The 20,958-nt window shown below is 71.9% G+C and carries 24 protein-coding genes and 1 tRNA gene; 8 read left to right on the top strand and 17 right to left on the bottom strand.

All coding sequences use genetic code 11. The annotated features are described in order from the left end of the window. The 7 genes from M0P34_RS03355 to M0P34_RS03325 form a co-directional block, all read right to left on the bottom strand. A partial coding sequence (locus M0P34_RS03355) for a hypothetical protein (RefSeq protein ID WP_291496365.1) occupies positions 1-618 on the bottom strand: 618 nt, incomplete at its 3' end. Between the two features lie 5 nt (positions 619-623). Continuing rightward, positions 624-1,127, bottom strand: coding sequence for a terminase small subunit (locus M0P34_RS03350; protein WP_291496363.1), 504 nt, complete (start codon positions 1,125-1,127; stop codon positions 624-626). A gap of 296 nt (positions 1,128-1,423) precedes the next feature. Next, entirely contained in the window at positions 1,424-1,612 is a 189-nt protein-coding gene (locus M0P34_RS03345; RefSeq protein WP_291496361.1) for a hypothetical protein, read from the bottom strand. Positions 1,613-1,626: 14 nt separating this feature from the next. Continuing rightward, complete coding sequence (locus tag M0P34_RS03340; protein WP_291496358.1) at positions 1,627-2,151, bottom strand: hypothetical protein; 525 nt, start codon at positions 2,149-2,151, stop codon at positions 1,627-1,629. A gap of 15 nt (positions 2,152-2,166) precedes the next feature. Further along, complete coding sequence (locus M0P34_RS03335; protein WP_291496356.1) at positions 2,167-2,328, bottom strand: hypothetical protein; 162 nt, start codon at positions 2,326-2,328, stop codon at positions 2,167-2,169. After that, positions 2,325-2,753 (bottom strand): DUF5675 family protein, encoded by a 429-nt coding sequence (locus tag M0P34_RS03330; RefSeq protein ID WP_291496354.1) that lies wholly within the window; start codon positions 2,751-2,753, stop codon positions 2,325-2,327. The genes M0P34_RS03335 and M0P34_RS03330 overlap by 4 nt, the downstream gene beginning before the upstream one ends. Before the next feature lie 582 nt (positions 2,754-3,335). Beyond that, positions 3,336-3,812, bottom strand: coding sequence for a hypothetical protein (locus M0P34_RS03325; protein ID WP_291496352.1), 477 nt, complete (start codon positions 3,810-3,812; stop codon positions 3,336-3,338). Positions 3,813-3,976: 164 nt separating this feature from the next. On the opposite strand from M0P34_RS03325, the gene M0P34_RS03320 reads away from it, so the two are divergent. From M0P34_RS03320 to M0P34_RS03310, 3 genes are all read left to right on the top strand, one after another. Then, positions 3,977-4,255, top strand: a complete 279-nt coding sequence (locus M0P34_RS03320; RefSeq protein WP_291496350.1) for a hypothetical protein — start codon at positions 3,977-3,979, stop codon at positions 4,253-4,255. A gap of 354 nt (positions 4,256-4,609) precedes the next feature. After that, positions 4,610-4,888 carry a hypothetical protein gene (locus M0P34_RS03315; protein WP_291496348.1) on the top strand — a complete coding sequence of 93 codons (279 nt, stop codon included), beginning with the start codon at positions 4,610-4,612 and terminating at the stop codon, positions 4,886-4,888. Positions 4,889-5,025: 137 nt separating this feature from the next. Further along, positions 5,026-5,418, top strand: coding sequence for a hypothetical protein (locus tag M0P34_RS03310; protein WP_291496347.1), 393 nt, complete (start codon positions 5,026-5,028; stop codon positions 5,416-5,418). Here M0P34_RS03310 and M0P34_RS03305 read toward each other — a convergent pair. From M0P34_RS03305 to M0P34_RS03295, 3 genes are all read right to left on the bottom strand, one after another. Next, positions 5,409-6,026 carry a transporter substrate-binding domain-containing protein gene (locus M0P34_RS03305; RefSeq protein ID WP_366061914.1) on the bottom strand — a complete coding sequence of 206 codons (618 nt, stop codon included), beginning with the start codon at positions 6,024-6,026 and terminating at the stop codon, positions 5,409-5,411. The two genes, M0P34_RS03310 and M0P34_RS03305, sit on opposite strands and share 10 nt — an antisense overlap. Positions 6,027-6,368: 342 nt before the next feature. After that, complete coding sequence (locus M0P34_RS03300) at positions 6,369-7,124, bottom strand: transporter substrate-binding domain-containing protein (RefSeq protein ID WP_291496345.1); 756 nt, start codon at positions 7,122-7,124, stop codon at positions 6,369-6,371. Between the two features lie 167 nt (positions 7,125-7,291). Next, a tRNA-Ser gene (locus M0P34_RS03295) sits at positions 7,292-7,382 on the bottom strand. A gap of 574 nt (positions 7,383-7,956) precedes the next feature. Between M0P34_RS03295 and M0P34_RS03290 the strand changes: the two genes are divergently transcribed. Next, complete coding sequence (locus M0P34_RS03290; protein ID WP_291496342.1) at positions 7,957-8,820, top strand: AMIN domain-containing protein; 864 nt, start codon at positions 7,957-7,959, stop codon at positions 8,818-8,820. Positions 8,821-8,838: 18 nt separating this feature from the next. On the opposite strand, the gene M0P34_RS03285 is transcribed toward M0P34_RS03290, so the two are convergent. Beyond that, the gene (locus M0P34_RS03285) at positions 8,839-9,453 is read right to left on the bottom strand and encodes a TetR/AcrR family transcriptional regulator (protein ID WP_291496340.1); all 615 of its coding nucleotides are present in this window, start codon (positions 9,451-9,453) and stop codon (positions 8,839-8,841) included. Between the two features lie 87 nt (positions 9,454-9,540). Next, a complete protein-coding gene (locus M0P34_RS03280) occupies positions 9,541-10,107 on the bottom strand; it encodes a peptidylprolyl isomerase (RefSeq protein ID WP_366061911.1) in 567 nt (188 codons plus the stop codon). Between the two features lie 416 nt (positions 10,108-10,523). Here M0P34_RS03280 and M0P34_RS03275 point away from each other — a divergent pair, with 416 nt between their 5' ends. Continuing rightward, a complete protein-coding gene (locus M0P34_RS03275) occupies positions 10,524-10,730 on the top strand; it encodes a hypothetical protein (protein ID WP_291496331.1) in 207 nt (68 codons plus the stop codon). A 95-nt stretch (positions 10,731-10,825) separates the two neighbouring features. On the opposite strand, the gene M0P34_RS03270 is transcribed toward M0P34_RS03275, so the two are convergent. After that, complete coding sequence (locus M0P34_RS03270) at positions 10,826-11,851, bottom strand: HD domain-containing phosphohydrolase (RefSeq protein ID WP_291496329.1); 1,026 nt, start codon at positions 11,849-11,851, stop codon at positions 10,826-10,828. A gap of 126 nt (positions 11,852-11,977) precedes the next feature. On the opposite strand from M0P34_RS03270, the gene M0P34_RS03265 reads away from it, so the two are divergent. The 3 genes from M0P34_RS03265 to M0P34_RS03255 all read left to right on the top strand — a co-directional run bounded on the left by M0P34_RS03265 (position 11,978) and on the right by M0P34_RS03255 (position 14,443). Next, positions 11,978-13,039, top strand: a complete 1,062-nt coding sequence (locus M0P34_RS03265) for a transglycosylase SLT domain-containing protein (RefSeq protein ID WP_291496327.1) — start codon at positions 11,978-11,980, stop codon at positions 13,037-13,039. A gap of 96 nt (positions 13,040-13,135) precedes the next feature. Next, complete coding sequence (locus M0P34_RS03260) at positions 13,136-14,020, top strand: DMT family transporter (protein WP_291496326.1); 885 nt, start codon at positions 13,136-13,138, stop codon at positions 14,018-14,020. Between the two features lie 69 nt (positions 14,021-14,089). Further along, on the top strand, positions 14,090-14,443 hold the full coding sequence (locus M0P34_RS03255) for a hypothetical protein (RefSeq protein WP_291496324.1): 354 nt from the start codon (positions 14,090-14,092) through the stop codon (positions 14,441-14,443). Positions 14,444-14,679: 236 nt separating this feature from the next. Here M0P34_RS03255 and M0P34_RS03250 read toward each other — a convergent pair whose 3' ends face one another. From M0P34_RS03250 to M0P34_RS03235, 4 genes are all read right to left on the bottom strand, one after another. Next, entirely contained in the window at positions 14,680-16,569 is a 1,890-nt protein-coding gene (locus tag M0P34_RS03250) for a SurA N-terminal domain-containing protein (protein WP_291496322.1), read from the bottom strand. Positions 16,570-16,602: 33 nt separating this feature from the next. Next, complete coding sequence (locus tag M0P34_RS03245) at positions 16,603-18,537, bottom strand: aconitate hydratase (RefSeq protein WP_291496320.1); 1,935 nt, start codon at positions 18,535-18,537, stop codon at positions 16,603-16,605. Positions 18,538-18,582: 45 nt separating this feature from the next. Next, on the bottom strand, positions 18,583-18,861 hold the full coding sequence (locus M0P34_RS03240; protein ID WP_291496319.1) for a hypothetical protein: 279 nt from the start codon (positions 18,859-18,861) through the stop codon (positions 18,583-18,585). Next, a partial coding sequence (locus tag M0P34_RS03235; RefSeq protein ID WP_291496316.1) for a hypothetical protein occupies positions 18,821-20,958 on the bottom strand: 2,138 nt, incomplete at its 5' end. The genes M0P34_RS03235 and M0P34_RS03240, both read right to left, overlap by 41 nt.

Below are 20,958 nucleotides of genomic sequence, written 5' to 3'. Positions count from 1 at the left end.
CCACCCGGCATGGAAGAAGTTGCCCATGCCGTTGGCCGTGGATTCGAGAACGACCTCGGTTCCGTCGGCGTCGGCGATGGCCTGGAGCACTCCGGCGGCGTGCTCCTGGGCCCGGGGCCAGAAGGCGACCTCCGAGGCGTGGAAGAGCTGCACCGTGAGCGAGCGCCCCGCGCCGCGCGTCCCGGCCGTGCCCACGCGATAGCCGCTGTCCAGCAGCGGGAAGTGCATCTCGCGGGCGTTGTCGCGCCCCAACCGGGGCCGCAGGGGCGCCGGGCAGTGGCGGTGGAAGCGCTGGGCCATTTCCAGCAGGTTGCGCGTGGCCTCCATCTCGTGGGTCAGGATGAAGGTGCGCACGCCGCGTTCGTGGGTGGCGCGGTGGAAAAACCGCGCGCCCACATAGGTGGATACGCCCTGCTGGCGGCCCTTGAGCACAAAGGCCCGCACCCGCCCCGTGCGCGCGCGCTGCTCCTCCAGGCACTGGTGCAGGTGGCGCTGGGCGCGATTGAGGGCCAGGGGCGCCAGGGCTCCGAGCTTGGTGCGGATCTTCAGGCAGCGCCCGGCATAATGGACGAAGTCGTCCTTGAGCCGCTGGCGCACGCGGCGGTCGCGTTCGGTCATGGGCGTCATTGCAGCTCTTCCAGTGCGCTTTCGTGGAGCGCGGCGTCGTCGGCCTCGCGCGGGCCGCCGAACATGCCCAGGTGCTTGCCCAAAAGGCCCAGGGCGCGGATGGCCGCCCCGGCGTCGAACTTGTAGTGGGGCCCATCGGCCCCGGCGGCGCCCCGGGCGGGGGCGGCTGGCGCGGCCTGCATGCAGCGCTCGGCCACCTCGCGCAGCCTGGCCACGACCCAATCGCGGGTCACGGCGTCATGGTCCTGGCCGCCCTCCCGGGCGCCCGGCTCCCCGGAGGGGCCGTCCAGAGCCAGGGCCACGGCGCGGGCCACCTCGGGCCGCGCCAGCAGGGCCCGGCCCCGGGCCGGGGCCGTGGCGACGGCGTAGCCCGCCCGGAGCGCCGCCTCGCCCGCGTCGCCGAGCACAGCGTACTCGGCCACGAAGCGTTGCTGGCGCGCAGGCAGGGGCCGTTTCCCCCGCCCGTTGATTCCCGTCTCTTGCGTCGTCCTGTCCGTCATGGGGCACAGCTCTCCCAACCCGGGGCGGGCCCGGGGTCCCGTACAGCAACGGTTTTCGGTTTTTGCCCCTTGCCACAGGCCGGGGGGGGCGTTATCTTGAAGATGCCTGGGAACTAGGTGAGGCGACTCGACCAAAGTGAATGAACACTCGCCAGTCGCGACTTCCCCGCCGGGCGGCGATGCCGGTCCGGGGGGAGCCCGCAGGGGGTCCGCCCCCACTTGATGAAAGAGCGTTCACGGTGGCGCCGCCCACGGGTTCCCGGGTTTTTTACGGCCTGCGCGGCCCGGCCGCCCGGCTAGCGGAACAGGTCGTACACCGCCTTGCCCACCAGCCCGAAGACCGTGGTCATCAGCCCGTAGACCACCCGCTCCATGTTGCGCAGCTTCTCGGTGTGGCTGTGGCAGCGCCGCGTGCCCTTGATCTCGGCCACGTCGCGGGCCATGGCCCGCACCCGCTCGTCGATACGCGCCAGAAGGACGCGCATGTCCTGCTCCTGGTTCATCGCCCCGCGCTCCCGCGCCCCCAGCGCAGGCGCACGGCGCCCTTGTCGAAGGCGCTGCGGCCCAGGAAGTAGTAGCCGTAGACCCCGAAGCCCAGCTCGGCCAGGGCGTCGAGCTTGCCGCCGTCCACCTGGGGCGCGAAGGTGCCACCCACAAGGGCCAGGGTGAACACCAGCAGGCACAGCGGCCGCACGTTCTTGGACAGCCACGAGTCCGAGGCCGCGTCGGCGGTGTGGCGCCCGGTCAGGCTGCGCTCGAACTCCGTTTCGGCGGCGAGCTGGCGCTCCTGCCAGGCCAAAAGCCGCTCCTGCTGCGCAAGCTCCAGCTCCTTGAGCCGGATCATGGCCTGCGGGTCGGCGGCCAGGGCCGCCTGCACGGCCTGCGGGTCGGCCTCGGTGCCCAGCCATGAGGCCACCAGCGCACCGGCCGCACCGGCCACGGCCCCCACCGGCCCGCCCAACACCCCGGCCAGCACCGGGGCGACCCGCGCCACCGCCCGGCCCACATCCTTCCAGTCCGCCATGTCCGCTCCTTTTGGCTAGGGCTTCGCCCCGGGGCGTTCCCCGGGCCCGAGGGCCCGCTCATAGGTCCGCAACACCGCGCCGCAGCGCAGGCACACCCGCACCCGCACAACGCCCGGCTCCCCGGTCTGCACGGTGCGCACCACCCGGGTCCGCCCGGCGCATTCCAGGCAGGTCATGCCGCCGCCGCCGCCGGGCCGCGGCGATGGATGGTCAGCCGGAAGGCGTCGTGGCCGCGCAGAGCCTCCATGAACGCCGCCACGGCCCGGCGGCTGTCCTGCACGCCGCGCGCGGCGCCGGGCGGGGCGAAGCGCTCGCCCAGCAGCACGCAGCCGCGGGTGTCGGCCACGGTGTTGCCGCCGTGGAAGATGATCCCGCTGCGCCCGGGCACGTCGCGCACGGCGAAGGTTTCGCCAAAGCGCGGCGACACGGTGCGCGCGCAGCGGTAGCGCCCGGCGGGGATGCACGACACGTCGCGCCGGTTCTGGCGCTCGGGCGGCTCCAGGGTCAGGCACAGCAGCTGCCCGTCCACGCACAGGGCCCCCAGGGTCCCCTGGGGCGATTCCTCCAGACGCACGATCTCGACCTCGGGTTCCAGCTGCATAATTTTCTCCTTTATAATTGGCTATTACCTTTTATGCATATTTTATAAGCGTTAAAAAGGGGCGTCGTTGATCACCACCCGCCAAGGCCCGGGTTTCACGGACCGAACTCAGGACCGGGGCCGGGGCCGGATTGGACGCCGGTGGCCGATGCGGAGCCGGGGCCTGGAGCGAGGCGGCACCTGGGGCCGATTCCGGAGCCAGAGTCTGCCGGACCAAGCCGGGGCCGGGCCCGGGGTTGGCCGCCGGTGGCCGGTGCCGAAGCCGGGCCTGGAGCAAGCCGACACCCGGGGCCGATGCCGGAACCGGGGCCGGGGTGAACCGAGCCGGGGCCGGGGCCTGGCCTGGAGCCGGGGCTGGCCCGGCGTCGGACATGGCCTGGCTCGGTCCGTGCCGGGGCGGGGCAGGCGACGGGGCAACGCCGCTGCCGGGCCCGAAAGCCGCTTCCGGGACGGGGGACGCCATCCGCCTGTGGCGTCGGCGCGTTCCTTTCGCACCCGGCGGCGTACGCGACCAGGCGGAGCACGCCGCAGCGGCCGACCGCGCCCCCGCCCGGCCAGCCCGGGCAGGCGGCCCCGAAACGCCTAGAACCCCAGGGTCGGATCGGCGCCCCGGGCATCGCCCCGCATGCGCGCGCGCTCCCAGGGGCAGCCGTGTTCGATGGTCAGCGCAAGCATTTCCATGTCCACGTCGTCACCTTCCTGCACGGCTCGGCGCAGGCTTTCACAGGCGTAGATCGCCCCATGCGCCAAGGCGTTTTCGGCCAGGGCCCGGACCCGGGTCCGGGCCAGCCAGGCGGGGTCGGGCTCGGCGCGCACCCCGAACAGGGAGAAGATGTGCCCGACGCGCAACTCGGCCCGCGCGCCCCCCGCACGCAGGAGATAGAACGGCCCGCCGCCGCCCTCGGCACCGTCCAGGGGCAGGAGCCAGAACAGCCGGGGCTGCCCAAGCCCGCGCACCACGCGCCGCACGAAGCCCAGGGGGCACATCTCGTAGTCCAGGGCGAAGCCCTTGATGCCCACCGGGGCCCAGACCTCGTCGGTCCACAGGCATTGGTCCATGACGATCCTCCCGCCGCGCCCGCCGCCGGGGGGCGACGTGCCTTGTTCCTGCGCGACGAGACCCCTTCTAGGCGATTATCGCCTCTATGTCAAGGGGGTCTGGCATATTTTTAGGCTTTTTTTGCCTAATAGCAGTTGAGGCGGATTTCCGGTAATAAAAAGGCATGGATGACGCGCTGATCTTCTCCCAGAACTTTCTGGACGCCGTCGAGGCCGCCCGCATCCGCCAGGGCCGCAGCCATTCGGACATCGCCCGGGCGGCGTTTCCCGCCCAGCGCGATCCCGTGGGCACCTACCGCAAGCTGCGCAACTCGGGGCGCACGGTGAAGCTGGCCGACGCGTACCGCCTGGCCCAGGCCGTACAACTCGATTTCGCCTCCCTGTGCTGGCAGGTTTCCCAGGCCATGCTCGCGCCCGAATCCCCTGCGACATCCGGCCGCTGATCCTCCGCCGCACCCCCGAGCCCCCTCTTCCACGCAGCCTTTGCTGGGCTTCTCCATGTCGCACTGCTGCACGTCAGCAGCACCGGCGCATTGTCTTGTTATGGCAATGCAGTTTATGTTATTTTTCTGCATTGGCACAATTCTGCATGCAGAAGCTTACACAGTAACAGCGTGAATCAAAATTTTACAGTGTAAGAATTTCCCTGGCGGCACACAAATAGGATAACCTATAGAATAATATGGCATATTATCTGGACAAAGCGCATGCAACTTGCTAATTATCGCATCGCCACACTAAATATAGTAAACCACTTTCAGAAAAAAGAGAATCGACGCACCTGAAAGGAGGGCATCATGCCACGCGAAATCAACGCCGAGAAGGATCCCGTCACCGAACTCTACGATGTCGCCTCCGCCCTGCGGTTCCTGGAGGAGGCCCTGGAAAGCCATGACGAAACGGAAACCCAGGTCCGCGCGGGAGGGGCCGCCTACGTCACCGGGCTCATGGGCAGGCGCCTGACCGACCTGGCCAGCGCACTGTGGGAGATGGAAAGCCGCCCTGAGGCCGGCCGGGCCGCCTGTGGGCTGGGCGCGTCCCCGGATTGCGGCGCGGCGTGCGCCCAGCCCGACTGAGCCCCTCGGGAGGGGGGGGGCCGACCCTTCCTCCCGGGAGCGCCCCCCCGCCCCGGGCCGCAAGAAAGGCCGGGCCGACACCGGCCCGACAGAAAAAGGCGGAAACCGCCCATCCCATCCCTTCCGACGGAGGTCCCATGCCCGTTTCGTCTTGCCGCTTCCGCCTGTCGCGCCGCCAGGGCGACAGGCTCTGCATCCTGGACGGCCACCCCTGTGCGCCCCAGGGGCCCGATGCCCGACCGCCGGAAGGCTGCCCGCGCCTGACCCCCGGCGGCCCGCCCTGCCCCGCCTGCGCCGCCGCGCCCCGGGGCGGCCCCCCGGCCCCGCTGCTGGCCGACCGCAGCGACGCGACCGGCCACACGGCCACGGGCGGGCGTACCCGTTACGTCTGCCCCGCCTGCGGCTACACGGCCGAGGCCGCGCAGCTGGCACGCGGGCTGCTGGAACCCGGGGCCGCGCCCCGGGAGGACGGGCGGCCCCGGAAGGCGCACGCGAACACCGGACCCCGCCGGGACGCGGATCAGCGATAGGAGGAAAGGATGCGCTCCATGCTGCCGTCGACATGCATGGCCCGCAGGATGTCGGAGAGCTGGGGCAGGAAACTGGCCAGGGGCGAGTTCTTGCCCACCAGCAGATGGAAAGGCAGCGTTTCGAGGACCACGGGGGTTTGCACCACCGCCCCTTCGGGCACAAGACCGCGCAGGGTCATGCACGCGGCCACGGGACACTCCGCGACCAGATCGCCCCTGCGCGCGGCCAGCATGCGCCAGACGGCGTCCCGCGACGGGGCCTCCAGGACCTCCACCCCGGCCCCGGCCAGGTGCGTGCGGCTCCAGCCGTTGCCCACATAGGTGATGACCCGGAACCCGGCGGCGCGGATGTCCTCGATCCCCCCGAGGGCCAGGATCCGCTCCAGGCGCGGGTGCCCCGCGTAGGTGAACAACACATGCGTCTTGAGGTACAGGGGCGTCTTGTGGGTCACCGTGTAGCGCGCCCGCTCGGCCGTGGGCACGGTGATCATGGCGTCGGCCTGCCCGCGCTCGACCCGCTCCTGGCAGCGGGCCCACGGCCCCGGTTCCCAGACCAGGGGCACCCCCAGGCGCTTTTGCACCGCCTCGGTCACAATGTCGTACAGCAAGCCACGGAGGTGGCCGTTCTCATCCCGGCTGTGGAACGGCGGAAAATCGACGTAGGCGACACGCAGGACGGACTCCGCCGTCGACGCGAAAACACAGGGCACCGCAAAAAACACCCAAAAGACGAGCAACAGCAGAGCCCGCGGCATCATGGACGTCCCGTTTCCATCTCTCGGACCGGTTTGTGCGGCACCTGGGCCCTCCGCCAAATACATCGACTATCGGTTGCCGATACTAGCGCCATCCCCGCACGAAGGCAAGCCTGTGGCGACAAGGCGGAACCGGAGCCTCGCACGGAAGGGGCGGGAGGGGGGGGAAGGGCGGCGGGGCGGAAGGACGCAGGCTCAGTAGGGCGCGACGATCCGCTCCAGGGTGCCGTCGGCGCGCATGGCTTCCAGGGTCCGCTCGAAGGGGGCGAGCAGGCCCACATGGGGCGAATTCTTCCCGATGAGCAGATGGAACGGCATGGCCTCGAGCACGGCCTGCGTCTGGACCACCCGGTCCTGGAGGCCGCAGGAGCGGATGGCCGCCCAGGCCGCCACGGGCCACTCCACGACAAGGTCGGCGCGCCCGACGGCGAGCATGGGCCAGACGCACTCGAAACAGGAGGTTTCGGTCACCGGGACGCCCACGGCGGCAAGCTTCTCGCGGGCCCAGCCGTTGCCGATGTAGGTGACCACGGAGAAGCCGCCGCGCAGGATGTCGTCCACGCTGCGCAGGGTGCGGATGGCCTCCAGCCTGGGATGCGCCGGGGAGGTGAAGACCACCAGCTTCTTGCTGTAGAACGGCGTGGGATGGGTCGCGGCGTAGGCCGCGCGCCCGGCGGTGGGCACGGTGATCATGGCGTCGGATTCGCCCTGGCGCACCCGCTCCTGGCAGCGGACCCAGGGGTAGCACTCCCAGACCAGGGGCACGCCCAGACGCCGCTCCAGGGCCTCGGTAACGATGTCGTGGAAGAACCCGTCCATCGAACCGTCCTGGGTGCGGAAAAAGAAAGGCCAGAACTCGGGGTAGGCAATGCGCAGTGGCCGCCCCGCCCCGGCGGCCGGGGGCAGCGCCAGCAAGGCCGCCATAAGCAGCAGAAGCAGGACTGGACGCATGGACCTTCCCTGGCCGCCTGGGCGGCCGGTCGGACGAAGTCCCAAGACTTAATCTACGACAGGGGAAAGGATACGGGAAAGAAAGCGGGAACACAACACGGCGCGGAAGTTTCGGCCGCCACGCCCCCGAAAAAGGAAAACCCCCGCAGGGCGGGGGTTTTCGAAAGTGGCGGAGAGGGAGGGATTTGAACCCTCGATACCCGTTAAGGTATACGCCCTTAGCAGGGGCGCGCCTTCGGCCGGCTCGGCCACCTCTCCAAGGGGTCGCGCACCGGGCCAAGGCCCTGCGCGGGACGTTCGCTTGCAGCCCGGCTCCGGGCAAGGCCCGTGCGGGGACGCTATGGATATGTTCCAACATGCCGCCTTGTCAAGGCCATTCTTCCCGGAAGGGCGGCGGCGCCCCGGCGCGGGCCCGGCGCGCGGGCGACAGCGCACCCGTCGCGGAGCGGCGAAGCAACCGCCCAAGGTCCCCAGGCCCGGGCCGGGGAAAGACGCCACTCCCGCCCCGCGGAAGGAGCGCATGCCCCGTGGGGGGCCGCCCCGTTTCCGGTGGGCCGACGCGGGGCCGGGCCCGCGTGCCGAAAAGGCTCCCGGCGCGGGGCAGCGCAACCAAGGGCCGGGAAACGGCCCAGTGCTCCCGGACGCTCCGCCCGCGCGGGGCAGCGGCACATATCGAGGAACGGGATTCCGGCGACGGCGGGGGCTCCGCACGCGGGGCAGCGGAGCCCGGGCTTTACACGGGGGGCCCTTTCTCCTTACATGACGGCAGACCCCAACGCGGCCAAAGGACGAGGCAACCAGAGTGAAGTGCGGCAACTGCGGAAACGACCTGATGCTGGGCATTGTGCCCCAGGGCCCGGCGCGGCTGCTGCGCCTGCTGCCCCTGGCGCCGTACCGCTGCGTGCGTTGCGGCAAGAGCAACTGGCGCCTTTCGGCGTCCTACGGCGCCCTGGGCTCGCGACTGGCCCTTTGCCTCGCCGGGCTGGCGGCCCTGGTCCTGGCCTACTGGCTGGGCGCCACCTTCGGCCTGCCCGGGGCGGAGCCCCCGGGCCACGAGGTCGCCCTGGCCGGGCGGGAGCCGGTCCGCTTCCAGGCTCCGACACCCCCGCCGCCCGCGCCTGCCCCCGAACCCGCCCCGCAGCGGGCCGAACCCGCGGCGCAGCAGAAAACACCGGCGCCCGTACCCGCCCCGGAAGCGCCCGCCCCTCAAGGCCAGCAGCGCCCCGAGGCGCCGCGGGCCGCCCCGGCCGACCCGGCCCCGCCGGGCACAGCCGCCGGGACGCCGCCCCAAGGGCAGCCCGCCGCACCGCCGAGCACAGCCCCGGCCAGGCCCGGCCCGGCGTCGGCGCCGCCCCGGGCGCAGGCGGCGCCCGCCGCCCAGCCCCTGGCCCTGCGGGACATTTCCGTGCGCATGGCCGAGGGCGGCGCCGTGCTGGTCACGGCGCGGGCCAGCGCCGCCCTGGGCGAGCCCGAGGCCTTCGTCCTGGACGGCCCGCCGCGCTTTGTCGTCGATATTCCCGGCCGCTGGACGCAGGACAGCGCCCGCAGCGTCACCAAGGACGCCGGGGCGCTGCGCGGGGTGCGCACCGGGCTGCGCGACGGCGCCCTGCGCCTGGTGCTCGACCTCAAGCGGCGGCCCGCCCGGGTGCCAGCCATTGTCCTGCGGGGCGACACGCTGACCATCACCCTGCCCTAGGACGGGCTCGGGGCCGGATCAGGCGGGCAGGTCGGCCTCGTCCAGCTCCAGCCGGGGCGGATCGCGGAACAGGCCCGCGGAAAGCATGGTGAACCAGGTCAGCACGGCCTCGCGCGGGTCGATCCCGGCGTCGCGGAAGGTTTCAGGCACCATGTAGTGCTGGGCCACGGCCTGCATGATGCCTGCGGCGACCTCCGGCACCACGCCCTGGCGCAGCTCCCCGCGCGCGGCGCTCTGCGCCAGGCAGCGGGCGAACAGCCGCACGATGTCCATGCGCACCGCCTCCAGCTCCGTCCATATCTCCGGATAATCGGCGCGGATGTCGCCCAGGAACTCGGGGGGCGCCTCCCGGGCCAGCCGCTGGATGGCCATGAAGCCCGCCGCGAAGCCCTCGCGCGGGGTGGCGGCGGCGTCCAGGGCCAGGCACACGGCCTCCAGCCGCCGACCGACACTGCGCAGGGCCAGCTGGCGCACCAGATCGTGCTTGCCCGTGAAATGCCGGTACAGCGTCTTCTTGCTCATGCGGATATCGCGGGCGATGTCGTCCATGGTCACCCGGCGGATGCCGCGCGCAGCGAACCGGGCGTAGGCCGCGGCCATGATCCGCTCACGGGCCTGGGCAGAAGTCGTCATTGAACACCTCGGGAACGGGATTGCGGCCTGGGCGGGGGCCCCGGCGCCGGGGCCGCCGGGCGGGCTCTGGCCCGCCCGGGGCGGAAACTAGCCCTGGTGGCGGTAGGCGCGCAGCAGGATCACCGGCTCCCGGGGCACATCGGCCATGCCGCCCTGGTTGCCGGTGGCCACGTCGGCGATGGCGTCCACCACGTTCATGCCGCGCAGCACCTTGCCGAACACGCAATACTTGTTGGCGTCCAGAAAGGCGTTGTCGACATGGTTGATGTAGAACTGGCTTGTGGCGCTGTCCAGGTCGTTGGTGCGGGCCATGGCGATGGTGCCGCGCCGGTTTTCCAGGCCGTTGCCGGACTCGTTGCGGATGGGGGCCAGGGTCGCCTTGACGCGCATGGCTGTGTCGAAGCCGCCGCCCTGGATCATGAAGCCCTTGATCACCCGGTGGAACAGCGTGTCGTCGTAGAACCCGGAATCCACATATTTCAGGAAGTTGTCGACCGTGCCCGGGGCCTTGGCCGGATCGAGCAGAACCATGATGGTGCCCTTGCTGGTTTCCAGGACCACCACCGGGCCGGGCCCCTGGGCCAGGGCCGGGGCGGCGCCCAGGACCGACGCCAGGAAAAGGGCCGCCAGAATCATGCCGATGCCTTTCATCACTCGACTCCTTGGATGTTTTTTTCCGCTCGCCCGACAGCAATAGGAGAACAGGGGGCAGGTTGTCAAAGGCCCGGCCGGGACAAAAACCCCCGAAGGCCGCTGGCTTTGAGGCCCTCCTCCGGCCGCGGGGAGCAGTGGTGACGATATATCGTCACCACTGTCAGGCCATATGATACTGGAATTGGCGTCCATCCATTGATATTTTCTATTTGCGGGCCTTGCAGGGCCCCCATATACTCCAATCAGGCTGATTTTCCACATGCCCGGCCCCAAGGGCCTGTGGAAAACTTCATCCGGCCACAGAGGGACGCCGGAGGGAGATTTCCGGAATCGGACCGTGGACGGCATGGGGGTGCCGCCCCGGACCACGCGCCCCGGGCGGACCGGGACGCGGAACACTACGCGAGGCTGCTGTCATGTATTCCACCGAAGCGCTGGTCCTTGAGCACAAGCGGCAGATGCGCGAGCTGCGCCGCGAGCTGAAGGAAGCCACCAGGAACAGGCGCGCCGAGGCCCGGCGCATGAACGGCGTGCTGGCCGAGTGCCGCAAGCAGTGGGTCGTGGAACGCCCCAAGCCCAAGCGGACGCCCCTGCCGTTGCGCGTCCTGTCCTTCCTGTTCTAGCCCGGCTGCGGAGCCGGACCAAGGCGCGCCGCGCGACGGAGTTCGCGCGGCGCGCTTTTGCGCGCGGCGCCGCCCGCCGGGCCCGGGGCCGCTGGCTAGCCCTGGCCGCCCTCCCGGGCCTCGTCCTGCCCCGGGGCGCCCTTCCCGGCCAGCCCCGCGCCGGAAAGCACCAGCACCAGCCGCCGGATCACGTCCGGATCGTACTTGCCCTTGTAGCGCTCGGACAGGGCGCGCAGCGCCAGGAAGGGCGACAGCCCCGCCTGCCAGCGCGGCCCGGAGATGAGGTTCTCGTACTTGTCGGCCACGGCCACCACCCGGACCATGAGCGGCAGGGACTGGGCCGCGATGCCCGACGGATAGCCCGAGCCGTCCTGCTTCTCATGGTGGAACAGGATCACGTTGAGCACCTCGCCCGACAGGGGCATCCCGGCACACAGGGCCGCCCCGCGCACGGGGTGGGTGCGCAGGATATCCTTGTCGCGCGGCGACAGCTTCACCGGCCGTTCCAGGATCTCGCGCGGGACGCTGGTCTTGCCGATGTCGTGCAGGATGGCCCCCAGCCCGCACTCCACAAGCGACTCCTCGTCCACCTCGTAGGTGCGCATGATGGCCAGGGCGAAAACCAGCACGTTGATGCTGTGGCGGTAGAGTTTGTAGTCGTGGCCGATGAGCCCGCCCACGGCGCGCAGCCCCTCGCCGCGCGACAGGAAGGCCGTGCAGCCGCGCACCATCCGGCGGATGCGCGCAAACTCGGCCTCGCCCATGACCTCGGGCAGGCGGCGGGTGAAGGCCTGACGCACGATGGACACCGACACGTCGTAGAAAATGCCCGCCCGCTCGCGCACGGGCAGGTCCTCGTTGGCCAGGATGGCCCCGAGATTCTCCTCCACATAGCGCCGGAAGCGCGCGCTCTGCTCGCGCAGCACAAAGACCTCGCGCACACCCGCCTCGTGCATGGTCCGCTTGTGGGCGGGGGTGAACTGCTCGCCCGTGCGCGTGTAGAGCACGAACCCGCCGTCCTGGCGCAAGTAGACCTCGAAATTCCCCTGGGTGTGTGCAAACAGCATCAGCGGCGAAACCGCGAAATAGGCGTCCTCGGGAATCCGTATCGTCTCGGCCATGCGCCCTCCGCGCCGGGCCGCCCCCCGGCGTCCGGCCTTTTGCCCATTCTAGCATCGCCGCCCCCCGGGGCAAAGCCCCGGATACCCCCCCTTCGCAACCGGGCCCGGCCATGCTATGCTCGGGCCATGGACAAAAACCGCCGCACCGCCCTGCGCGCCGCCGTGGCGGCCGCCCTGCTGCCCCTGGCGGCCCCGGCCCTGGCCGCCGGGGCCCCGGCGCGCCCCGCCGCCCCGGCGTCGGCCATCAACGTCATCCTGCCGCGCTCGGTCCGCCCGGATCTGGACGGCGCCGCCGGGCGGCGCCGCCAGGAGCGGCTGACCCTGGCGGTGATGGACTTCGTGCGCGAGCACTACCAGGGCCGCAACCTGCCCGTGTGGCGCAAGCCCGCCACGGCCATCGACCTGCACAAGCGCGTGGCCAACATCTGCCTGTGGGTGGTGCGCTCGTGCCACGCCCACCGCGAGGTCTACCCCGTGGACCCGGCCTGGGTGGCCGGACAGATCATGGCCGAATCGTTCTTCAACGAATTCGCCGTGTCCTGGGCGCTGGCCGTGGGCATCTGCCAGTTCATCGGCCCCACGGCCCGCGAATACGGCCTGGCCGTGGCAGGGTCCGCCCCGGGGCACGGCGCCGCGCCCTACAAGAACCCCGCCGACGCCGGGGCCGAGGCCGAATATCTCGCCGTGCGCCGCCAATGGCGCGAGGCCCTGCGCGAGCGCAGGCGCCTGGGCGACGAGGGCGAGCTGCTGCGCGCGGCCATGCGGGCCCATGTCGACGGCGCGCCCTGCCCCCAGGCCGGGCCCTACCTCGAAGCCTCCCGCGCCGTGGACGAGCTGGACGCCAAGGTCAAGGACGCCCGCCAGCGCTTCACGGCCTACCTGGAGGCCAACTTCGCCGGGCGCAGCATCTTCGACCCCGGGGACGTGGCATTCTTCAAGGGCTTCGACGAGCGCGTGCTCTACGCCAAGCCCGTGGACGCCATGGTGCTCATGCTCGCGCGCTTCCTGCGCGCGCGCGGCGGCAATATCCTGGCCGCCGCGGCGGGCTACCACGCCGGGCTGGGCAACACCAGCGAGGATGCCGGGGTCTACAAGCGCTACGGGCGCATTCCGGCCTTCGCCGACACCGTGGGCTACGTCAGCCGCTGCCTGGTCAACCACCACGAAATCGCCCTGCGCATGGCCTGACGCCAACCCCGGCGCCGAAACGGGCCCCATCCCCCCTTGCTTCCCCGGGCAGCGGTGCTATAACCGCCCTTCAACGCTGCATTTCGGGGTTATTCCATGCGAAAGGGTCTTGTCTGCGCCATCCTGTCCGCCTGCTGTTTCGGCATGCTGCCCATCCTGGGCAAGCTCGGCTTCGCCCAGGGCATGGACTCCACCCAGATGCTGCAATACCGCTTCGGCCTGGGCGCCCTGCTGCTCCTGGGCTGGTTCGCCCTCACCAACCGCGACGCCCTGCGCATCTCCACGCGCGGGCTGCTCAAGACCGCGCTGCTGGGCGGGGTGATCTCCCCGGTGCAAAGCACCTGCCTCATGGTGTCCCTGGAAACCATCCCCGCCTCCACCAGTTCCCTCATCCTCTACTTCTACCCCGCCGTGGTCACGGTGGCCGGGGCGCTGATCCACCGCCAGCGCATCGGGCGGCGGGTGGCCCTGTCGCTGCTGCTGGTCACCGCCGGGTGCGCCCTGGTGTTCCTGGACGCCTTCATGCGCGAGGCCGCACCCGTGGGGATGCTGTGGGCCAGCGGCGCAATGATCGTCTTCTCGGCCTACATCCTGCTCGTGCAGTGGCTCATGCGCGGCGAACGCCCCCTGAGCTTCTCGCTGTACGTCATCGTCTTCGCCGGGGTGGCCTTCGGCCTGCTGCGCGGCCTGCCCGCCCCGGGCGAGCTGACCCTGGCCCAGGCGGGCGTGGCCCTGGCCCTGGGGCTGGTGCCCACGGTGCTGGCCACGACCCTGCTCTACACGGCCATCGAGGCCGTGGGCGGCGCGTACGCCTCCATCTTCTCGACCCTGGAGCCCGTGACCACGGTGGCCGCCGCGGCCCTGCTGCTGGGCGAGCCGGTCTTCGCGCGCCAGCTGGCCGGGGCGGCGCTCATCGTGGCCGGCATCGTGCTGCCCAACCTGGCCCTGCTACGCCGCCAAAAACGGGTCGCCCCGGGCTGAGGGCGGCCGACGGGCCGCCTTGCCACGGGCCCGGCCCTGGGGTAAGGCTGGCTCAACCCGGGAGGCGCCATGCAAAGCCTGACCAACCTCCTGCTCCTCGTGCAGCGGGCCCTGGAAGTGTCCCTGACCCTGATTTCGCCCCTGTCCCTGGCCCTGTGGCTGGCCCTGCTGGCCGCCGTGGGCTGGGGCTACCACCGGGGGCCGCGCCTGGGCGCCCTGCTGCACCTCATGGGTCTGATTTTCTTCTTCTTCGTCATCTGGAACCACCCCGACTACTCCTGGTACAAGGACAACCCCTGGGGCGGCGGCTACATCTACGCCCTGGTGATGCTTGTGACCTACATGTACCTGCCCGTGAAGCTGGCCTCCACGGGGCTGCGGCTGTGGCGCGGGCGGCGGCGCCCCGGCGCCGGGCCGGGCTGACGGCCGGGCGGGCCGCCCCCGGGCCGTCCAAACGCGGCGTGCGGCACGCAAAGGGGGGAAGCCCGGGACGCGCGCACCCCCGCAGGCAGGCGGCCCAAGGCCTGCCCGGGCGGCGGGCGCAGTCTCCCGGCGGCCCGCCGCTCCGCCCGCAGGCACGCCGCCAGGGCTCCAGACAGGAAAAGGCCCGCCCGGCAGAACCTGCCGGACGGGCCTTCCCCTGACGACGCGCCGCCGGGTTATTGCAGCACGCGCTGGTCCACGATCTTGACCTGGGCCTTGTCGCGCAGTTCCATGACAAAGGCCTGGAACAGCTCCTGCTGGCGCGACTGGCGGATCTGGGCCAGCATGGTGTCCCTGGCGGCGGCCCACTGCTCGTCGGTGGGCAGCTGGCGCTCGCGCACGCGGACCAGGGCGTAGCCGTTGGCCACGGCGTGGGGCTCGGGCAACCACTGCCCGGGCTCGGCGGCAAAGGCGGCCTCGGCCAGGGTCGGGTTCATGCCCAGCTCGCCCACCATGCCCGAACGCTGGAAGGGCTCGCTGGTCTTGACCCGGGACTGCTGGCGCGGGGGCAGGGCCCCGCCGACGGCCTCGGCCAGGACCTGGACCGCCTTCTCGCGGGCCAGCTTCATGCCCGCCTCGCGGCGCAGGGCCTCCTCGATGGGCCCGCGCACCTCGTCCAGGGCGGCCACGGACTCGGGGTTGTCCTCGGTCTTCTCGGCCAGCACGGAGCCGTCCTCGATCTCCACGGGCACCTCGGCGGCCTGGCCGGGAGCCAGGGCGTAGAGCATGTCGGCGGACGCCTCGTCCACGCCCAGGCGCTGGACGAACAGGGCCTTGGGCACGGCGGGCACGGGCTGGAGCGGCAGGCCCAGGGCCTGGGCCACCTGGGCCAGGGTGTCCCCGGCCACCAGGCGGCCGATGGCCATGTCCAGGGTGTCGTGCAGGCTGTCGGCGGCCTTTTCCTCGGCCAGCTGGCGGCGGATGGCCGGGGCGGCCTCATCGAAGCTCCGGGTGCCCGCCTCGCGGCGCTCCTCGACCTTGATCAGATGCCAGCCGAACTCGGTGCGCACCGGGTCGCTCACCGCGCCGGGCTCCAGGGCGAAGGCCGCCTCGGCAAAGGGTGCGACCATGGCCTCGCGGGTGAACCAGCCCAGCTCGCCGCCGCGCGCGCTGCTCGGGCCGTCGGAATGCTTCTCGGCCAGGGTGGCGAAGCTCTCGCCCTTGGCCAGCCGGGCCTTGAGCTTGAGCAGCTCCACGCGGGCCTTGTCCGCGTCGGCCGCGGAGGCGTCCCGGGGCAGCTGGAGCAGGATGTGCCGCGCACGCACCGACTCGGCGACCTGGAACTCCGCCGGATGCGCGTCGTAGTAGGCGCGCACCGCCGCGTCGTCCACCTCCTGGCGCGAGGCCAGGGCCGCCGGGGAAAGCACCAGCAGGTTGAAGCCCGAGGTGGCCTGGCGCTTGAAGCGCTCCATGTTGTCCTTGTAGTAGGTGGCGACCTCCTCCTCGGTGGGGGTCACGCCGTCCTTGAACTCCTCCCAGGGCAGCAGCAGGTAGTCGACCACCAGCCGCTCCTGGCTGAAGCGGAACAGGTCGCGCGCCTCGGCCTCCTCGACCTGGGCCGCGCGGCCCACATGCTCCATGAGCTTGTGCTGCGCCAGGGCGCGGCGGGTGGCCTCCTCGAAGGCCGCCGGGGTCATGCCCTGGGCGCGCACGGCGCGCTCGTAGTACTGCTCGTCGAAGGTCCGGGCGTCGTTCCAGAAGCCCGGGTTGGAGCGCACGAAGGCCGCCAGCTCGGCGTCGCTCACGTCGATGCCCAGGCGCCGGGCCTGGCGCTCCAGGAGCATGGTGTTGACCATCTTGGCCAGCACGGCCTGCTTGATGTCGAACTTGGCCATGTCCTCGGCGGTGAGGTTGGGGATCTGCTCCTGGAGCTGGCGCACGTCGGTCTCGTACTGGCGCTCGAAGTCGCGCACCAGGATGGGCTCGTCGTCCACATAGGCCAGGATGCCGCTGCCGCCCTGTTGCAGCGAGCCGGAGCCGTAGGCCAGGATAAACGCCAGGATGATGATGAGGAACAGGATCTTGATGATCCACGATCCGGCGTTCTGTCGCAATCCGTCTAGCATGGCGTCTCCAAATGGGTTCGGTTTCGGGGGCAGCTACGCGCCCGCCCGGGCGCGCACATGATTGAGCAGGCCGCCTGCCTGAATAATTGCCAGTTCGTTTTCCGTCAAATCGTTTCGGACCGCCACGCGCCCGGCCCCCGCGACCTCCAGCTCCAGCACGCCGCCCGGAGCCAGCCGCGCGACGGGAACCGACAGCGCCGCGCCCTGCGCCACGCGCTCGTAGTCCGCCGGGTCGGCGAACAGCAGCGGCAGGATGCCGAAGTTCACGAGGTTGGCGCGGTGGATGCGCGCCAGGGACTTGACCAGCACCGCGCGCACGCCGAGATGGCGCGGGCCCAGGGCCGCGTGCTCGCGGCTGGAGCCCTGGCCGTAGTTCTCGCCGCCGACGATGACGCCGCACCCGGCCTGGCGCTGGCGGGCGACGAAGCCCTCGTCCACCCGCGAGAAGATGTACTCGCTGATGGCCGGGATGTTGGAGCGCAGGGCCGTGATCTGGGCCCCGGCGGGCAGGATATGGTCGGTGGTGATGTTGTCGCCGACCTTGAGGGTCACCGTGGCGTCCAGGGTCCCGGGCAGGGCGTCGAAGGTTTCCAGGGCCACGATGTTGGGCCCGCGCAGGACCTCCACGGCCGCCGCGGCGGCCTCGTCGGCCGGGGGCGCGAGGAACAGGTGGCGGATGGAGGGCACCCGGGCCGGGAAGGCTGGCGCCGCCGGGGGCTCGCCCCAGGTGGCCGGGTCGCTGAACTCGCCGCGCAGCGCGCACATGGCCGCCGTCTGCGGGCTGGCGAGGTAGACCTGGGCGTCCTGGGTGCCGCTGCGGCCCTCGAAGTTGCGGTTGAAGGTGCGCACCGACACGCCCGCGGACACCGGCGAGCCGCCCATGCCGATGCACGGCCCGCAGGTGCACTCCAGCAGCCGCGCCCCCGAGGCCAGCAGGGGTTCCACGAGATTCTCGGCGGCGAGCATGGTCAGCACCTGCTTGGAGCCGGGGGAGATGAGCAGGTCGGTGCCCGGGGCCGTGCGCCGCCCCGCAAGCATCAGCGCCACGGTCTTGAGGTCCGCGTAGGAGGAGTTGGTGCACGAACCGATGGCGGCCTGGTCCACCTTGAGCCCGGCCAGCTCGCGCACGGGCACGCGGCGGTCGGGCATGTGCGGCGCGGCCACCAGGGGCTCCAGGGCGCACAGGTCGATCTCCACGCGCTCGTCGTAGGCCGCGCCGGGGTCGGCCGCCAGGGGCTCGAAGTCCTCCTCGCGGCCCATGGCCCGCAGGAAGGCCCGGGTCTGCCCGTCGCTGGGAAAGATGGACGTGGTGGCGCCCAGCTCGGCGCCCATGTTGGTGATGGTCGCGCGCTCGGGCACGGTGAGGGTGGCCGCGCCCGGGCCGGTGTATTCCATGACCCGGCCCACGCCGCCCTTGACGCTCAGCTCGCCCAGGAGGTGCAGGATGATGTCCTTGGCCGTGGCCCAGCCGCCCAGGCGCCCGGTGAGGTGCACCTCCACCACGCGGGGCATAGTGATGACATAAGGCTCCCCGGCCATGGCCAGGGCCACGGACAGCCCGCCGGCGCCCATGGCCAGGCTGCCCACGCCGCCCGCGGTGGGGGTGTGGCTGTCCGAGCCGATGAGGGTCCGCCCGGGGCGCGCGAAGTTCTCCAGGTGCAGCTGGTGGCAGATGCCGGTGCCCGCCGGGGAGAAGACGATGCCGTAGCGCGCGGCCACGGTGCGCAGGTAGCGGTGGTCGTCGGGGTTGCGAAAGCCCATCTGCAACGTGTTGTGGTCCACATAGCTCACCGACAGCTCCGTGCGCACACGGGGCACGCCGATGGCCTCGAACTGGAGGTGGGCCATGGTGCCCGTGGCGTCCTGGGTCAGGGTCTGGTCGATGCGCAGGGCCACCTCGCCGCCGGGATTCATGTCCCCGTCGAGGCGGTGGGCGGCGATGATCTTGCGGGTCAGGTTCATGGACATGAAAGGCTCCTGGCGGCGGGGGGCAGGCATCCCGCCGGGCGTGGCTTATTGCAGGGGTCCGTGCAGGGGGTCGGGCATGAGCAGACGCGCCGCCCGGCGGCGGCGGAACTCGATCTCCGTGTCCAGGCGCAGCTTCTCCTGGGAGAGCCGGAATATCTCCTGGGCGTGGTAGACGCCTGCGGCGGGGTCCTCGGCGTCGCGCAGGCGGCGGACCTCGCGGGCCACCTCGTCGCGCCGGGCCTCGAAGGCCGCGCGCTCGGCGTCCAGGCGCGCGACCTGCTCATCAATCGAGACGGACTCGTCGTCCCTTTTTCTTTCCGTCATCGGACTCGGGCTCCTTTTTCCGGGGGCTGAAATTATCCGCCAGCAGACTGATGAACCCCGGCCAGACCTCGGCCAGGCCACCGGGATTGGCCAGCCCGATATTGGGCACGCGCAGCGACACCAGGGCCAGGGCCAGGGTCCAGGCCGGGGAGGGGCTGGACATGCGCCGCTCGGAATCGGCCCATTCGCCAGCGCCCTGGCCGGGCACGATGACTATGCGCCCGGGCTTCACGCGGGCGAAGCGCCCGGCGCGCTCGGCCACGATCTCCGCCGTGGCGGTGTCGGCGTCCTCGGCCACGCGGATGCGCGCGTCGCCGGGGGCGGCCAGCCCCAGGGCCACGGCCAGGGGCACCAGGGCCGGGTCCGTGGCGTCCAGCTCCACGGCCTCGGGCCAGGGGCCGGCCTGGGCCACGGCCACGGTGGGGCCGAAGTCCAGCTCCAGGCCGCTGGCGGCCAGCAGGGCGCGGGCCGCCGGGGCCAGCGGGTCGTCGTCGGCCCAGGCGCCGCCAAGGGCCACCCGCCCGCCCGCCGCGCGCGGCACGGCCAGCAGGCTGGCGGCCAGCAGCGGATCCAGGGGCAGGTCGGCCCCGGCGGGGGCGGCGGGCACGGCCAGGGCCGCGCGGGCCACGGCGAAGCTGCCGTCGGTCAGCTCGCAGGGCACGCCGCAGGCGCGCAGCAATGCCGCCGCGTGGGCCAGCATGGGCGCGCCGGACCACTGCGGCCCCCAGGTGAAACGGATGCCCTGGGGATAGGTCGGCCCGGCCAGGGCCAGGGCCACGGCGGCCTCGGCGGGCAGGGCGTCGGGCACGCAAAAGGCGTTGTGGGTCATGCCGCCGCTCTCCAGGCGGGCGGGCAGGCCCGGGGCGTAGGGCTCGATGGAGGTGAGCCGCGCGCCCAGGCCCGCGAAGACCCCGGCCGCGGGCCCCAGGTCGTGGGCCTTGAGGGCCGCGCCGCCGGTGAAGGTCATGCGCCCCACCTGCGGCAGGGCCAGGGCCAGCAGCAGATACAGGTTCAGCGGATCCGACCCGGCGAAGACCGTACGGTCGGCGAACTTCGGAGCGCCGCCCTGGTTGCGCACCGTGTCCTGCTCCCAGGACAGGCCCGCCCCGGCCTGGTTCAGGGCCTTGACCAGCTCCACCAGCGGATCGTTCAGCACCACGGGGGCCAGGACGCAGTCGGCCCCGGCGGCCGCCGCCACGGCGGCCCACAGCCGCGTGCGCACCAGGGAGCGCGGCCCGGCCACGGTCAGGTCCACGTTCTGGGCGCGCGGCGACAGGTAGAACGCCTTGCGCCCGATCTCGGGCTTGGTGGCATGGGCGTAGGCCAGCCCGTTGGCCAGGGTGAAGATGCCGCGCAGGGGCGGCACCTCGAGGCCCTCGCGCCCGGCCACCACATCCCAGGCGCGGCGCAGGGCGCGCTCCTGGTTGGGGTCGGCCAGGGGCAGGCCCTTGTCCACCCGGGCCTTGGCCGAGCGGCCCAGCAGCGCCGTGCGCCGGGCCAGCAGGTTGGCCAGCTCGAACTCCAGGTCCACCAGCTCCTGGGTCAGGGATTGGGGCCGCCCGCCGGGCTTGCGGAAATCGCCCGCGCCGCCACGGGGCCCGGAGGCCGCGCGGCGGGGGAACTCGTCGCCACGGAAGCCGCGCCCTTCGCGGGGCGGCTGCCCCGGGCGCGGCTCGCGGGCCGGGCCGAAGGCCCCGGGCGCCTCGGGGCGCGGGGCCGCGGCGGGGTCGCGGGGCTGCGGGGCGTCCGGGCCCGGGGCGAACGGACGACGCGCGGCGTCCTCCTCGCCGGGGCGCGGGGCACGGCGCTCGGGGCGGGAGTCGCGGCCCTCGGGACGGGAAAACTTCGGGGCCCCCCCGGGCTTGCGGTAGGGCTGGTCCGGGGCGCCGGGCCTGCGGTAGGGCTTGCGCTCGTCGCCACGCGGGGCACCGGCCCCCTCGCGGGGCGCGCCCTCCCCGGGCCTGCCGGACTTGTCGGCATACTTGCCGCCCGGCTTGCCGGAATACTTGCCCCCGGGCTTGCCAGGCTTGTCGAAATAATTCCTGCCGCCGGGCTTGCCGCCAGACTTGTCGGAATAGTACTTGCCGCCGGGCCTGT

The sequence above is a fragment of the Desulfocurvus sp. genome (assembly GCF_023230885.1).
GTDB lineage: Bacteria > Desulfobacterota > Desulfovibrionia > Desulfovibrionales > Desulfovibrionaceae > Desulfocurvus.
The sequence above is the reverse complement of the archived record's forward strand: the minus strand, read 5'-3'. Positions and strand labels throughout refer to the sequence as shown.